Origin of the sequence: Anaerobutyricum hallii DSM 3353, assembly GCF_000173975.1 — a bacterium.
Taxonomy (GTDB): Bacteria; Bacillota; Clostridia; order Lachnospirales; family Lachnospiraceae; genus Anaerobutyricum; species Anaerobutyricum hallii.
Window position 1 is genome coordinate 13899 of record NZ_ACEP01000172.1, and the last position, 14956, is coordinate 28854.

Annotated in this window: 15 protein-coding genes and 2 tRNA genes; 5 read left to right on the forward strand and 12 right to left on the reverse strand. The window is 38.5% G+C overall.

What is annotated here, in order from left to right; genetic code table 11:
• Positions 1-75: 75 nt before the first annotated feature.
• Together EUBHAL_RS14240 and EUBHAL_RS14245 are read right to left on the reverse strand one after the other, a co-directional pair.
• Positions 76-1047 carry a phage baseplate protein gene (locus EUBHAL_RS14240; protein WP_005351731.1) on the reverse strand — a complete coding sequence of 324 codons (972 nt, stop codon included), beginning with the start codon at positions 1045-1047 and terminating at the stop codon, positions 76-78.
• A 249-nt stretch (positions 1048-1296) separates the two neighbouring features.
• Entirely contained in the window at positions 1297-1494 is a 198-nt protein-coding gene (locus EUBHAL_RS14245; RefSeq protein WP_005351733.1) for a ferredoxin-thioredoxin reductase catalytic domain-containing protein, read from the reverse strand.
• 238 nt (positions 1495-1732) lie between these two features.
• On the opposite strand from EUBHAL_RS14245, the gene EUBHAL_RS15035 reads away from it, so the two are divergent.
• Together EUBHAL_RS15035 and EUBHAL_RS17360 are read left to right on the forward strand one after the other, a co-directional pair.
• Positions 1733-2695, forward strand: coding sequence for a cytidylate kinase-like family protein (locus tag EUBHAL_RS15035; protein WP_005351746.1), 963 nt, complete (start codon positions 1733-1735; stop codon positions 2693-2695).
• 46 nt (positions 2696-2741) lie between these two features.
• Positions 2742-2837, forward strand: coding sequence for a DUF6783 domain-containing protein (locus EUBHAL_RS17360; RefSeq protein ID WP_353963099.1), 96 nt, complete (start codon positions 2742-2744; stop codon positions 2835-2837).
• 40 nt (positions 2838-2877) lie between these two features.
• Here EUBHAL_RS17360 and EUBHAL_RS15040 read toward each other — a convergent pair whose 3' ends face one another.
• Positions 2878-3678, reverse strand: a complete 801-nt coding sequence (locus EUBHAL_RS15040; protein ID WP_005351748.1) for an NlpC/P60 family protein — start codon at positions 3676-3678, stop codon at positions 2878-2880.
• 322 nt (positions 3679-4000) lie between these two features.
• Between EUBHAL_RS15040 and lpdD the strand changes: the two genes are divergently transcribed.
• A complete protein-coding gene (gene lpdD / locus EUBHAL_RS14260) occupies positions 4001-4357 on the forward strand; it encodes a prenylated flavin chaperone LpdD (RefSeq protein ID WP_005351751.1) in 357 nt (118 codons plus the stop codon).
• A 553-nt stretch (positions 4358-4910) separates the two neighbouring features.
• Here the strand turns inward: lpdD and EUBHAL_RS14265 are convergent.
• The 9 genes from EUBHAL_RS14265 to EUBHAL_RS14305 form a co-directional block, all read right to left on the reverse strand.
• On the reverse strand, positions 4911-5519 hold the full coding sequence (locus EUBHAL_RS14265) for a metallophosphoesterase family protein (RefSeq protein ID WP_044923809.1): 609 nt from the start codon (positions 5517-5519) through the stop codon (positions 4911-4913).
• 194 nt (positions 5520-5713) lie between these two features.
• Complete coding sequence (locus EUBHAL_RS14270) at positions 5714-6367, reverse strand: DUF4867 family protein (protein ID WP_005351758.1); 654 nt, start codon at positions 6365-6367, stop codon at positions 5714-5716.
• 27 nt (positions 6368-6394) lie between these two features.
• Positions 6395-7720: an acetyl-CoA hydrolase/transferase family protein gene (locus EUBHAL_RS14275; RefSeq protein ID WP_005351760.1), complete on the reverse strand. Its 1326-nt coding sequence runs from the start codon at positions 7718-7720 to the stop codon at positions 6395-6397.
• Positions 7721-8465: 745 nt separating this feature from the next.
• Positions 8466-9518, reverse strand: a complete 1053-nt coding sequence (pta, locus tag EUBHAL_RS14280; RefSeq protein ID WP_005351762.1) for a phosphate acetyltransferase — start codon at positions 9516-9518, stop codon at positions 8466-8468.
• Between the two features lie 381 nt (positions 9519-9899).
• Positions 9900-11570: a Na/Pi cotransporter family protein gene (locus EUBHAL_RS14285; protein ID WP_005351765.1), complete on the reverse strand. Its 1671-nt coding sequence runs from the start codon at positions 11568-11570 to the stop codon at positions 9900-9902.
• Positions 11571-11676: 106 nt separating this feature from the next.
• Complete coding sequence (locus tag EUBHAL_RS14290; RefSeq protein WP_005351769.1) at positions 11677-12597, reverse strand: RluA family pseudouridine synthase; 921 nt, start codon at positions 12595-12597, stop codon at positions 11677-11679.
• A gap of 69 nt (positions 12598-12666) precedes the next feature.
• Positions 12667-13194, reverse strand: coding sequence for a phosphatase PAP2 family protein (locus EUBHAL_RS14295; protein WP_005351772.1), 528 nt, complete (start codon positions 13192-13194; stop codon positions 12667-12669).
• Positions 13195-13408: 214 nt separating this feature from the next.
• Positions 13409-13495, reverse strand: a tRNA-Leu gene (locus EUBHAL_RS14300).
• A 55-nt stretch (positions 13496-13550) separates the two neighbouring features.
• Positions 13551-13632: transfer RNA gene (locus EUBHAL_RS14305), tRNA-Tyr, on the reverse strand.
• A 385-nt stretch (positions 13633-14017) separates the two neighbouring features.
• Between EUBHAL_RS14305 and EUBHAL_RS14310 the strand changes: the two genes are divergently transcribed.
• Both EUBHAL_RS14310 and EUBHAL_RS14315 read left to right on the forward strand, forming a co-directional pair.
• Complete coding sequence (locus EUBHAL_RS14310) at positions 14018-14311, forward strand: BrnT family toxin (RefSeq protein WP_005351775.1); 294 nt, start codon at positions 14018-14020, stop codon at positions 14309-14311.
• Between the two features lie 14 nt (positions 14312-14325).
• Entirely contained in the window at positions 14326-14535 is a 210-nt protein-coding gene (locus EUBHAL_RS14315) for a BrnA antitoxin family protein (protein WP_022170346.1), read from the forward strand.
• The last annotated feature ends 421 nt before the right edge of the window (positions 14536-14956 follow it).

The following is a 14956-nucleotide window of genomic DNA, read 5'->3' on the forward strand; positions in this document are numbered from 1 at the left end:
TAATCAAGCAAAGACAATTCCCAAGTTAAATTTGCACAGACAGCCAAAGACAGCTCCCCCTTGCCTGGGGCAAATTCAAATCTTCCTTTTCACCCGATAGATATTACAAGACTGATTTGTGAGTGTATTGGATACATACATCATGTAAATCTGTCCGCCAGCCAGCACTTTTATTCCCTCCGGTTCGCGGAAAGATAATGTTTTTGCACCACGAACTGTTATTGTTTTTTTGCTTCTTACCGCATAATTATAGCGGCGGATTTTTGTCGGCTGATAGCGTCTGGAACGGTCATAACCAAGGAGAAATGACTTTCTCGGACTGCCTTCGATTGTATAGATTGAAGTTCCGTACAGGTCAAATCCCTGGAAATCCCCGCTGGTAGCAGACAAACAGATCCTTTTCACTGGATTTCTTGGATTTATAAATCGTCCCTTTGCAAGATTATAAATCTGATAATACTGCTTGCCGCCATAAGTATAACGAACCGCCATCTGCGTACTATTTTGATTGATTGCCGGATATACATTCGTCATATACTTTTTACTTTTAGCATCTGGAATTTTGTAATGAATTGTTCCGTGTTTTCGAAGTGTTTTATTTTTTTGATAACGAAATCCAGAAATTGCTCTTGACACATCATTCCCTTTACAATCACTGCCTGTCCAAAGCCATGTTTGTCCATTCGAAACCGAACAGTCAAGATTTGTGGCATGTCCAAATTTTTTCAAATCCATGTGGTCTTTTATGTATCGTCCCAGTCCTCTGTATTTTACTCTCGTGATACGCAGATTTCCGGTATATGGGCTTGTCATCTGTATATAATAATAATATTTAGAATCCATTGTGTAAGACTGAATCCAGCGGTGTGCTGCTAACTTTGTTACCTTTTTTATCACTTTTAAATCACTTGATGCTGCTTCTTTTGGTGTAATATCTTTATGTATTACCCTTGTTTTTGCTTCTACGTTCAGCGCATTCTGCTGAAAACACAAACCAAAAAGCAAGGCAAAAAATAATATACCTAATATACTCTGTCCTTTTTTCATACTGCTTTCCTTTCTTTTATAAAACTAATTCACAGGTGAAGTACCTAGAGCGTGTTTGAAAAATGCTCTAGCATTTACATTACCAAAGATTTCCACTTAATTTTCAAACATGCTCTAAACCTGATTCTAGGTTTTCTTATTTATAATATTTATTTAGATACTGTACTCTATGTAATTTTACATACGGGACGCAATTCATCTCCCACCTTAAATGAGAGAATCTTCTTGCTGGAAGAGAAGAAATTGTATTTATTTTTCTTTGTAGTAAAGCATACAATGACAGTATCCTTCAAAATTCTCATCCGCAATCTGTTCCCGAAATTCTTTACACATGCATTTCGTGTCCTCATTCATTTCCAAACGACATGGACAATATCCATTTTTCTTTTTTAAACCTTCTTTTACCATCTTTACTACTTTCTCATTTTCGTTTAATCGAATTTTCATGTTTTTTCTCCTTTTATATTTTTATTTTTTATTATTCTTGGTTCTAATTTTATATCAGATGTGAGATGACGCGCATCTCGTAGCAAGAATGCCGAGACATTCTTGAATTGATGACTGAAATGATTTTTTAAACACCTTCTAGACAATTTTACATTTTTACATATGCGAATTGCTGTAATTTTCTTAAAAAATGTAGTATAGTATAATTATCACATATGTAACAAGGAGGAGGTATATTATGAAAAAATCAGATGAACAGGAACGGAATATAGCTAACCGGCTTTATAATCTGGACAAAAAAGTTTATGAGACAACAGGCAGTACTTTAGGACGTGTCTTTCCTTCCAGTCCATCATTCGCATTAGAGAAAATTATTGATGCACTCAAGATAAATCGAGAATATTTTCTTAAAAACGAGATGACACTAATTGCCAACATGATCGGAACAATCCGAGACGAGGAAAAGGCCGCCCCATTAAAACAGGAGTATGACGAACTGGAGAAAGATATCCTCGCCTACAATCCTACGATTATCTTGCCTCACAGCATTGATAATAATGATGCCGTTGCCTCCCGTCGTTTTTCTTCTGATAACCATTTAATCATATGCATCAGCAGGCAGTTTGGAACCGGTGGGCACACGATTGGTTTTGAACTGGCTCAGCGTCTTGGCATCGCCTATTATGATAAAGAAATCATTCATCTTGCCTGTGACAGAATGGGCTTAAACTCCAAAGATGTAACGGATTACGGTATTGACAGTTCCGGCAGCAGCCGTGGAATCTTAAGCAGCATCGGAAAGGCTTCCAAGAAGTTTTTCTCCACACAGTCTGATATGCTTTTCTTTACCCAGAGCAATCTAATCTGTGAAATGGCCACACAAGAAAGTTGTATCTTCATGGGGCGCTGCGCCGATGTAGTTCTTACCAATAACAACATCCCTCATCTTTCCATTTTCTTATCTGCTCCATTTAAAGAAAGAGTAAAGTATGAGATGGGGATTGCTTCCTGTGATTATAAAACTGCTTCTGCAAAAGTAAAAACAATGGATCAGGAACGTAAAAATTATTACCAGTATTATACCGGCCGTCAGTGGGGATATGCCGGCAATTACGATCTGTGCGTGAACACATTTTTCTATGGACACGATGAGACTATCCAGGTTCTCTATGATATGGCGGAAATGTCCTGTAAAAAATAGTTCATATACTGTCAATTTTATATTCTTGATTTCATAAGAAGATTTTTTGCCAGTTATACAAAAGCATATACAAACATATACCGCAAATTGGGGCGTGCAGATTGCAGGAATGATTTTTTCAAACACGCTCTGGAATATTTAAAAGGCAGGGAGATTCTATTTGTAATTTCCCTGCCTTACTTTTATTGTGCCGGTCTGGCAATCTGTGCAACTCTTCCTTTTCTTGAAGTGTAATCTCTCTTTAAAATAGATGGGTAATTTCCAGTAATAGAAGACATTGTATATCCTACTAACTGATTATTTCTCCATTCATATCCTACAAAGATTTCTACATGATATATATTTTTGTATCTTCCGTTATATCCCTTCTTGTAAAACACCAAATCACCTGGCAAAAGTTTTTTCTTGCCTATTGACACACCGCTGTTTGCTACTACTTTGCCCTTCTTAGTAGACCAGAGCGCCATGCCTGCTGCTGTATTACACCAGGAGGTACTTCCTCCCATTGTAATTCCCTGTGGTAGATAACATCTGCCACAAAATGAACTACAATCCACAGAACGCTTACCCATTCTGTTTCCCTGACTGTAACTCATATTTCTCGCACTATGGAACTTTTTCGCTTTTTCTACTGCTTTATATGCTTTTTTACTACACACAGATACGATACATTTCAAGGTTTTCTTTCCAACCTTTGCCTGAACAATAGCGTTACCCTTTTTATGAAATGTAACCGTTCCATCCTGTGAAACTTCTGCTACAGATGACTTTGATGAAAACCAGATGATATTCTTTCCTTTCTTTACATTCTTTACCTTAAGCTTTACTGGAGCCATCCCCTTATAAGCCGTGACTGTTGTCTTATTTAATGCTACACTCTTACGCTTTGCCTGTACATTTCCCTTTCCTGCAAATAGCAAAACTGCCATAAAAAAGACAGTAAAAAAGAAAATTCTCTTTCCTGTACGTTGATATGTACTCATATTTTTCTAACACTCCCTCGAATAATTACATATTATTTATCTTTTTTCTAAAATGCTATTACAAACAACACGGTTATCATTTTACCATATTTTATTAAAAAATGCACACAAAAATTTAATATATTTGTAACATATATTTCCCTTGTGGACATTTTCAGAGAAAGTTATAATACAAACAGGTAAATTGAATTGCAAATCACACAGCAAAACAAACTACAAAAACACCGATGATATTTAAATATATCAACATACTTAAAAACAAGAAACTTCAGCTTTCACGAGCTGAAGAGTTCACAATATTTATCAACGAAAGGATTTACTTATGAAATTTCACAGAGTTTTACTATTCACTTCTATCCAGATGGATATCACTCCAGTAGGCGATGACCTTCATGTACTTCTTACCTGCGGCGGAGAAAACCGTCTCGGCTGCACCGCTTTTTCCACACCAGTTACAGATACCGACCCTGTAGAATGCGAGACTTCCGTTATCACAGACGTAGATAATCCAGAAGATTTATTCTGCCCTTATATTGCAGAAAGCCTCTGCAAAAAGACCGGACAGCGAGTTTTATGTACTGGTGGAATTTTTGTGGAGAATCCTGACGAACATCAGATAGATAAACTTTACGAAAACGTAGATGAAATGATAATGGACTGGGTTCATTTTCTGGATTAATCATTTCGTATCTGGCTAAAAGCAGACGAAAAACAAGAGAGCATATAATCCCTATCTGTGACTTTCGTCGCGGCGTGTTGAATGTTCGCTCTACTCGCTCACATCCAACACTTGCTCCCAGGCCACAGATAGGGATTATATGCTCTCTTGTTTTTCTGACTTTGGCTAGATAACTTTGGCTAGATACAATGAATTAAATCAGAAATTGATACTGGGGGATTTGGGGACAGAAACTGATGTCTTCTACTTACTCGAAAATGACTGGGAATAGGGGATATGATTTGACCTGCCTATATGTAATAGTAAGATAAAAAAATATCTATCTACAATATCCTGAGAGCAAGCAGAAAACTTCTGCCCTCTCCCCCAAATCCCCACAACCACTATTTAATTCAAACAAAATCCAGCCAAAGACAGCCCGCGAAGAGATACGATATCCTATATTTGTGGCCTCGGAGCAAGGTTTAGATGCGAGCGCTTTAAGCGAGCATTTAAACCGCCGCGACTAAAGTCACAAATATAGAATATCGTATCTCTTCGCGGGCGTCTGTTCTTAATGAATCAAATAGTAATCTATCCATTCGTCTAATGTTAATGGTACATAGTCTGAATACATACAAAAACAATTAATCATATTACAGGGAATCGGCATCGGTTCTTCATCATATTTGCTCTGTCTCTTTGTCTCTCTCGTAATCTGACAGAACTGCCGTACAAGCTGTTCATCCATTGTGTCGTGCACATGTCCGTAAAGCATATAGGTAAGTGGCTCTCCTTTTTTATTTCTTCGATACTGTCCGTTATAACAGAATATCGGGTAGTGGGATAAGACTACTTTTCGGCGGTTATCGTGCATTTCTGCGTATGGTTTTATCCAGACAAAACGTTCTTTGTTGAACTCGCTATCTTTTAAATAACTGTCATGGTTTCCTTTTATCATATAAAGCGTGCCGTTAAGCTGGCTTAATACTTCATTTGTCTCTTTCGCCTTGCCCACAGAGAAATCACCGAGAATCACAACCTCGTCTTTGGGGCGGACTCTGCTGTTCCACTGTTTTATCATATAGGCATTCATCTGGGCTGAGTCTTTAAATCCACGACAGTCCATCTGGGTGTTTAGACTTTCGTGGAAAAAATGCAGATCTGAAATATAATAACGCATAATAATTGTTTGCTCCTCTCTGGAAAGTTATGACTGATTAAATTCATTGAGTGAACAGCAAACAGACAGACGAATCATGAAAGCAAAATATTCCCTATCTGTGGCTTTAGTCGCAGATAGGGGTTATATTCTATCTTTGGGTTCGTCTGTTTCCCCTGATAAATTTAAATAGCAGCTTGAGAGCGTCTATGTAACTAAATTACCAGATCATCCACCGAAATATTCTTTCCTGTCAATCCGATAAAGGCTCCTTCTTCCCCGCCTTCTTCGTGGGCGATGAGCCATTTATTTTTGGCGAAAAGTAACTTTTCTTCTGGAAGTTTTTCCTCTTCTGCTTCCGCTCCAAGCTTTACTCCAAGCGGGAAATTTGTTCCAAATGGTAAAATAACTCCTGTCTTAAATGCGTAATCGTTCTCTTTTGTTCCAATTGGTGTGTAATGAAGTGTTGTGGCATACAGTTCTACTGCGGTTCCTGCGGGAACAAAAAATGCTTCTAACTGTGCGGTATCGTATTTGAAATCATCAGTAATATCTGACTGCTGTCCTAACAGTAAAATGACATCGGTCGCAGCGACATTTGCCTCGGAAGAACGATGATATTCTAATGCATTCAACACTTTGTTGTGTCCACAACAGTATCCAATCTCTACGGAAAGTTCTCCGTAAAGTGTATTGGAAATTTTCTGGCGGAAATCTGGTTCTTCTAATGGTCCAAAGGAAGCTGCATATTCTACCGTCTCTGGATACTTAATCTTTTCGAGTACATTGTAAATCTCTGAAAAATCAATTCCTGTTAAAATCTTTCCATACTTCTTGAAAGAAGCGTCTGTTACCTGTTTCACCTTCATTATAAATCCCCCTGTCTTTGTGAGCGGCTACCTCTTATTCGAACGCCGCCATATCTTTCTTTTTTCAGCTTCTTTTATGAGTTCGTCCCTGAAATCCGGGTGGGCAATAGATATAAGCCCTTCTGCCCTCTCCCATGTAGAACGACCCTCCATGTTAATAACACCATATTCTGTTGCAAGAAAATATACCTGACTTCGCGGAGAAGTGATAATATCTCCATTAAACTGCGGCAATACTCTTGAAAAAAGCTGGCCGCTTTTATCCTTATATGTGGAGCTCATACAGATAAATGCCTTTCCCCCTCTGGCTGAAGACGCTCCAATTAAAAAGTCAAGCTGTCCTCCGGTACCGCTGATCTGCCTTGCACCAAAGCTTTCTGACGATACCTGTCCATATAAATCTACGGAAACACAGCTATTAATAGAAACCATATTGTCAATCTGGGCAATAACGTCCGGACGATTTACATATTCAAGTGGATATGCTGCTACCCCATGATTATCATCTAACCATTCATAAAGCTCCGAAGAGCCAATGGCAACACCGAATACGCCTTTTCCCCTGTCAATCGTTTTCTTTTTATTGGTTAACTTGCCCGCCTTATACAAATGCAGATATGCATCGGAACAAAGCTCGGTGTGCATTCCAAGATCTTTGCGGTCAGTTTCTGCTATCAGCTCTCCAAGAGCATTGGGCATACTTCCAATTCCAAGCTGCAGGGTTGCCCCATCACATATGTACGGCAGAAGATTCTGTGCAATCTTTCGGTCAATCTCAGACGGCACATACGGCTTGCCTGTCGTAAAAGGTTCATGCTTTCCCTCTACGATATAATCCACCTCCGACACATGAATACATTCTCCATATCCACCGTGTATCTTTGGCATATGCTCGTTGACTTCTACGATAACAACATCTGCATTCTGCACAATAGGCCCGGCAACTCCGGTATTTACCGAATAATTAAAATATCCATGCTTGTCCATCGGTGAGACACTGACCATTACTACATTGACATTTAAAAAATACTTATAATACGCAGCATTGTTGTGAAATACCATTGGAATATAATAACATAATCCTCTGTCACAAAGCTTCCTCTCATAAGCAGAACAATGCCATGTATGATAGACAAAATGTTCCTGAGTCTCGTCACATTCTGCTACCTCAATCGGCCCCTCCACAAGATTCCCCCGAATCTTTACATCAAAAAGTTCGTCTCTCCTCTTAGCAAGAGCCTTATCTAAAAGAACCGGCTTTCCGAGCGAGCTGGTATAATCCACCCAGTCTCCACTCTTTACTACTTCTACCGCCTCTTCCGGTGTACAAAGCTTTTGTCTGTACTCAGTCATAAAATCCTTTAACACCGTTCTTCTCCCCTCTGTATTTCTCTCTGTTTGCCAGTTGCACTGACATATCTTCCAATTCTTTCACCATTATTTTAACAAGATTTGTGCTAAATAACAAGAGGATGTGGGGAATTTTTGGAGTTGGCAAAACAGACGAAAGGTAGAGTGCCCTATTATACAATAAATGCTTCGTATCACTGCACTTAAACTGCTCAACCGCAGTTTAAGCTTGCTCTAGAGCGTGTTTATTGTATAATAGGGCACGCTACCTTTCTGACTTTTGCAAGGACCATAAATTTCCCGTACAATCTGGTTGCTTTTTAAGTTACAAATTTTTCTTGGGGATAGATTTGAGGTTGAGAACTGTAGATTTCTGCTTGCTCGGAAGTTAAATAACAGTCTTTCCTACATCTCCCCACTCCCACCCTACTTCTTCCACACTTCTTTTTGAAGAAAAAATGCTATCTATATTTCCAACTTCCTCAAATTCAAAACTACTCGCTCTTGTCGCTACCTGAAATAATTCTACAACACACTCATAGAGTTAACAAATTTAAATTTGGAAAACATTTAAAATAACTTCTGTCTTCCAAAAAACAGAACCCCAACAGATAAAGACTCCCTATTTGTGGCCTCGGAGCAAAGGCTGGATGCGAGCGTGTAAGCGAACATTCAACCTGCAGCGACTAAAGTCACAAATAGGGAGTCTTTATCTGTTGGGGTTCGTCTATTTAGCCAAAACCCAGAATTATTTATCCAGCTTCTTAGCAGCGAGCATTGTTTCTACCACCGCTCTTACGATAGCTTCTAATCCTTCTTCGTCTACTTTTTCTTCTTCTGGAACGCTTAATGCAGCAGTTACGATAGACATGCTGTATACTTCTTCTGCGTTACATCCACGGCTTAAGTCGTTGATTGGAGCGTTAAGTCCCTGTAATACAGGACCTACTGCTGTATATCCACCTAAACGGGAAGCAATCTTATATCCGATGTTAGCTGCGTTGATGTCAGGGAAGATAAATGTGTTAGCCTGTCCAGCTACTGGTGAACCAGGACATTTTACTTCTGCTACTTCTGGAGATACAGAAGCGTCGAACTGAATCTCACCCTCTACTGCTAATTCAGGAGCAGCTTCTTTAATCTTCTTTGTTGCGTTAGCCACCTTTGTTACAGAAGGTCCTTTACCAGAACCAAGTGTAGAGTAAGATAACATAGCTACTTTAGGATCGATTCCGAAAATCTTAGCTGTCTTAGCAGATTCGATAGCAATCTCTACTAAATCATCTTCGGATGGATCAATATTGATAGCACAGTCACCCATAGCAATCTTCTCGTCTCCTCTTACAAGGATGAAGCAAGAGCTTACGATGTTGTTGCCTGGTTTTGTTTTGATGAGCTGAAGAGCTGGACGTACAGTATCTGCTGTGGAATATGTAGCTCCACCTAACAGACAGTCTGCTCCACCCATTTTTACGAGCATAGTACCAAAGTAGTTGCTCTTAGAAAGAGCTGCTCTTACCTGCTCGTCTGTCATTTTACCTTTACGAAGCTTAACCATCTCTGCTACCATAGCATCAATTCCCTCGTAATTTTCAGGGTCAATAATCTGGCAGGCATCAATATTAAAGTTACCTGCTTTTGCTGCAGCCTTAACTTCTTCTGGCTTACCAAGAAGGACAACGCCGAGAATTCCTTCCTGTGTCAGACGATGGGCTGATTCAAGAATCCTTTTATCTGTACCTTCTGTGTATACGATGGTACGAGGATTCTTCTTTAATGTTTCAATCATTTTTGTTAACATAAGATACCTCCCAAAATATATCTTTGTCTAGTAGTATCAATAATAGTACAAAATACGCTACTTATATAGTAAGCCCTGCACCATGTTTTTTCAACAATACATTGATATAAATTTTTGACTACATCGTATAAAAGAAAGTACAAAAATGCATCGGAATTTGTATAAAAATTCCGATGCACCTTTATTTTTTTGATATTTAAATTATACTTTTTTGTGAAGTCAGCAATTCTGGCTTATCATAGCCAAAACTTTCTGCTTCCATCATAAATCATATGATAAATCGACATATGTTTTTTCAACAACATAATCTATATTTTATCATTTATAACAGTATGCGTTTTGTCTCTATTCTACTGTCATCACTGCTTCACGATTCCTTTTTTATTCTGCTAATACTTTCTGCTGTTCTTCTGCATCTTCCGGATTCTCATGGAAAATGGAATAAGCAATGTTTGTAGAGTGGTCAGCGATTCTTTCAAGGCCAATTACCATATCGGTAAAGATAAGGCCGATTTCTACACCGCATACTCCTTTGGACAGACGTTTTACCTGCTGATTCTGGTAATCAATCTGCATCTGATCTACATCATTTTCCATGTCAATGATCTCATCAATGTTGTCCTTTTTATTTGTGACGAACATTTCCATACTCTTATCAAAAAGCTGAAGAACTTCTGTATACATTGTTGTAAGTTCTTCCTTTCCGGCTCCGGTGAACTTCTCGTTAAGCTGACTTCTCTTCTCCGCATTCTCAAGGATATTGATTGCGTGGTCTCCAATCCGTTCAAGGTCAATAACAACATGGAAAAGAGCACCAATTCGTCTGGAATCGGCAAGCGGCAGTTCATAACGGTTAACTTCTACAAGATAATCCGTAATCTCGCTGCTTAAGTAATCAATAATCTTTTCTCTGGCATTGATTTCCTTTACCTTATCAAGATTCTTATCTGCTAATGCTTCCATAGAAGCAACAAGGTTTTCTCTGGCCAGACCAGCCATTCTCTCGATTTCCTGAATAATTTCTACTACGGCTGTAGATGGCACAAACTTGCTTGATGCCTTTCTGATATATTCAAGATGTAATCCGTTATCCTCTTCCTCACCTTCTTTATTTCCAGGAATAAAAAGTTTCGTAAGTTTTACAAACTGTGATGCAAATGGAAGGAAAATAATCGTCTGGAATACTTTAAATGCTGTATCTGCATTCGCAACGAAACGTTTCGCATTATCTGCTCCACCGAGAACAGAAATCGCATCGACGATCTGATTTCTCGCAAAGAACAGAATCGTTCCGATAATGATCATACCTAATGCATTGAATAAGAAATGTACCATGGCTGTACGTTTTGCATTCTTATTTGCATTCATTGCTGCCATAACTGCTGGTGTACAGGAACCGATGTTGGCACCAAGAATAAAGTACAGACAGCTTCCTAATCCAACCAGATGGGAATCCGCTAATAAAACCAGCACACTGACAGTTACAGAAGAACTCTGTACTGCTACTGTAAACAGTAAACCAACAAGTAATGCGATAAATGGATTCTTAAGATAAGAAAACCAGTGCATGATTACTGGATATTCCGGAATTCTGCTCAATGCACCTGTCATACTGTTAATTCCTAAAAACAACGCACCAAAACCGAAGATTACCTCTGAAATCTTTCTTGTTATCGGCTTATTGCCAAACATCATCAGGCATGCACCTGCAAAGATGATATACGGTGCAATGGCAGTCAGTTTCAAAGAAACAAGCTGTGCAGTAATTGTTGTACCAATGTTGGCACCAAATGTAATACCAACGGACTGTTCCAGTGTAAGAAGTCCGGCATTTACAAAGCTGACTTCCATAACGGTGGTTGCACCAGACGACTGGATAATCGCAGTAAATATCGCGCCAAAAATAACTGCAATGAATCGATTCTTTGTTACACGATCCAGAATGACACGCATCTTATCACCCGCAGCCTTCTGCAGCCCCTCACTCATGAACTTCATACCGAATAAAAACAGTGCAAGTCCACTCAGCAGTTCTGTAAGCATAACTAACATGATATTATCCTCTCTTTTGTTTTCTACTTAATGTTGTAATGATTTCTTCAGGCTTTTACACAATCATTACGTTTTTTTTACATGACATTAAGTATTCTAATATATTTTAACGCAAAAGAAAAGACAAATCTTTTGGCATTTCCGACTCAATTCTCATTACTTTTTCACAGAACGGATGTGTGAACGTCAACTGTTGTGCATGCAATGCCGTCCTTGAAATCCCAAGTTCCGGACCATCTCCATAAAAAGAATCTCCCAAAAGCGGACAGCCAATCGAGGCCATATGGAAGCGAATCTGATGCGTTCTTCCTGTCTCAATTACAAGAGAAACCAGACTGAACTTTTCAAATCGTTTCACAACTTGAAAAAATGTTTTTGCTGTTTTTGCATTTTCGCTCTTCCCCACTTTCATTTTTAACTTATCTCCATCACGAGCATCCCGCATCTCTTCCATTGGAATTTCAAGAATTCCCTCTTCTGGAGGATTTCCTTTGACCAACGCATAATATTCTTTTATCAAAATACCCCTCTGCCTTTGTTTAATCATACGCTCCGCTGTCACACTGTTTTTTGCTATTCCTAAAATTCCCGATGTTTCTTTATCTAAACGTCCAATCAAATGAATATTACTCCGTTCGTTCTTCTCCCGTCCCTCATTCTCAAAATACGCCTGCACCCCATTAATCATACTGTCACTCAAATGCCCCTTAGATGGATGCGACACAATTCCTGCCGGCTTATCCACAAAAATCAAATCTTCATCTTCATACAAAATATGGAGATTCATCTTTGTAGATGCAATTTTGTTCTGCTTTTCCTGCGAATCTTCAAGCATCACTTTTAAGAGCTGTCCTTCCTTTCCCCTCGCTCTAACCGTCACTCTCTTCCCATTTAACAGAATTCCCCACTCCTCATGTTTTACAGAACGAACCTTTTTTGTCGTAAATCCCAGCACCTTTTGCATCAGAAAAAGAACCTCTTTTCCGTCATCGGTGGGGCCTAATCTATATTCAAGATAATGTGTCATTGTTACCTCCTTATGAAACTTTTTTGTTCAAAAAAACAGACGAAAAAAGCTGTAATCGGGAAGAACCATTTACAGCTTCTTTCTGTGCTTTGACTGGACAATAAAAGTTAGTTTGTATCCTATGTAACCTGCAATAGCTCCAGTTATGATTCCACCTAATACGTCTGTTGGATAGTGAACATATAAATAGAGCCTTGAAAATGCGATAAGAACGGCAAGGACTAATGCTATTTTCCACAGTTTTTTCTCTCCGGCAAGATACAATGCCATTACTGCTGTAAATGAGGCGGCAGTATGACCGGATGGGAAGGAATAGTCGTGTGGTTTTGCTACGATTAATTGAATGGCGGAGTTTACGTCAAATGGGCGGATTCTTGCTATTAGTGGTTTTAATATTCCGTTGCATAAAATCAGGTCTACGATTAAGGCTGATGCCAGAATCAACCCACTTTTTCTTGTTTTCGGAATAAGCAGCAACACAATCGTTAATAAAATCCATACGATTCCTGCATTGCCAAGTTTTGTGATGTTACTCATAAATATGTCCAATAATGGAGTTCTTATTTTTTGAAGCATACTTAAAATTTCTATTTCCATATGTAACCTTCTTTCTTTTTTTAAATATGTTAAAAATACTTTCAATGGATGTGCTAATTACAAAAATTTTCTTTAACACGCTCTATTTTTCTACATATAAAATCACAAATATAGCTCATAGACTCTATTGGCTTCATCTATAGTGTATCTTCTAATTAAATAACAAAAAAGGCATAGACTTCGAAAAATCTATGCCTTATCTGCTTTCTCATAATGCCGGCGATCGGAATCGAACCGATACGGGAGTATAAGTCCCGCAGGATTTTAAGTCCTGTGCGTCTGCCAGTTCCGCCACGCCGGCAAAGAAAAAACCGGTCGTTCCGGTAACTTCTTACACCTGATGTTACTCAAGTGAATGGGCGGAGGTGGATTCGAACCACCGAAGCAATTTGCAGCAGATTTACAGTCTGTCCCCTTTGGCCACTCGGGAATCCACCCATTCAAGTCGCATTACTGCGCCTGACAATATCGTATTATATACCATCTTGTTTCAAAAATCAAGAGGTTTTTGATTAAATTTTGATTTGTTTGCAGAACAGACGCACCCTAAGAGAGCCGATACCCTATATTTTTGACTCTATCGCTGCGGGTTGAATGTTCGCTTATATGCTCACATTCAATCTCGTTCTAAGGCCACAAATATAGGGTATCGGCTCTCTTGGGATGCTGGCTATGGCTACTAAAGCAAAATGAAAATTTAATGTTGGAGGATTTGAGGAGACACCAGAAGTTTATGGCTACTTAAGAAACTAGATAAGGAAAAACTGAAAAGCAAGAATTTAATTGTATTGACATTTTATTACTTTATAATTATAATATAATTATGAGTGATATCAAATTTCAATGGAACGACAACAAGAATAAAATTAATCAGAAAAAACATAAGATATCATTCGAAGAAGCACAAAGCGTATTTTTTGATGAGGAAGCTTTAATCATTGACGATCCAGAACATTCATTAGAGGAGGAACGTTTCATAATTTTAGGTCTTAGCAAAAAGGCTAATCTTCTGGTTGTCTGTCACTGCTATAGAGAATCCGATACAATTATACGCATTATATCTGCAAGAAAAGCTACTGTAAGAGAAACTATATCTTATAATAAGAATCTATTTTAATGGAGGAATGTATTATGAAAGATGAATATGATTTTACAAAAGCCAGAAAGAATCCATATGCTAAGAAGTTAAAACAACAGATTACTATTAATATTGATGTGGACACAATAGATTATTTCAAAGAACAATCCAAGCAGTCAGGGATTCCTTATCAAACATTAATCAACTTATATCTCGCTGATTGCGTAGCACAGAAAAGGCAATTGCAAATGACGTGGAAATAGTAATTTGCCAGTGAAATAATAATTGCCACAGGCAAGAAGACGCTCCCAAAGAGAGCAGGTATCCTATATTTGTGACTCTATCACTTGCGGGTTGAATGTTCGCCTCCGCGCTCGCATTCAATCCTCGTTCTAAGGCCACAAATATAGGATACCTGCTCTCTTTGGGAGCTGTGTTTTGGCTGGAGATGGAATTACTATTTCACGTTGGGGTGATCTGGAGAATCGCCAGAAGATTATGGCTTTTTAAAAAGTTGAGTCATAAGAGTTCGATACTTATATTATTGTTTTAATATGTAAAAATAATATTTTTTCTTATGGATTTCTGTGTCAATTCTTTGAAATTTAGTTTCCCAGATAGCTTTATTCTCCTGTCTTCTCCCACAAATCTTTCCACAAATTTGCTCGGGCAGCCAAGAAACAG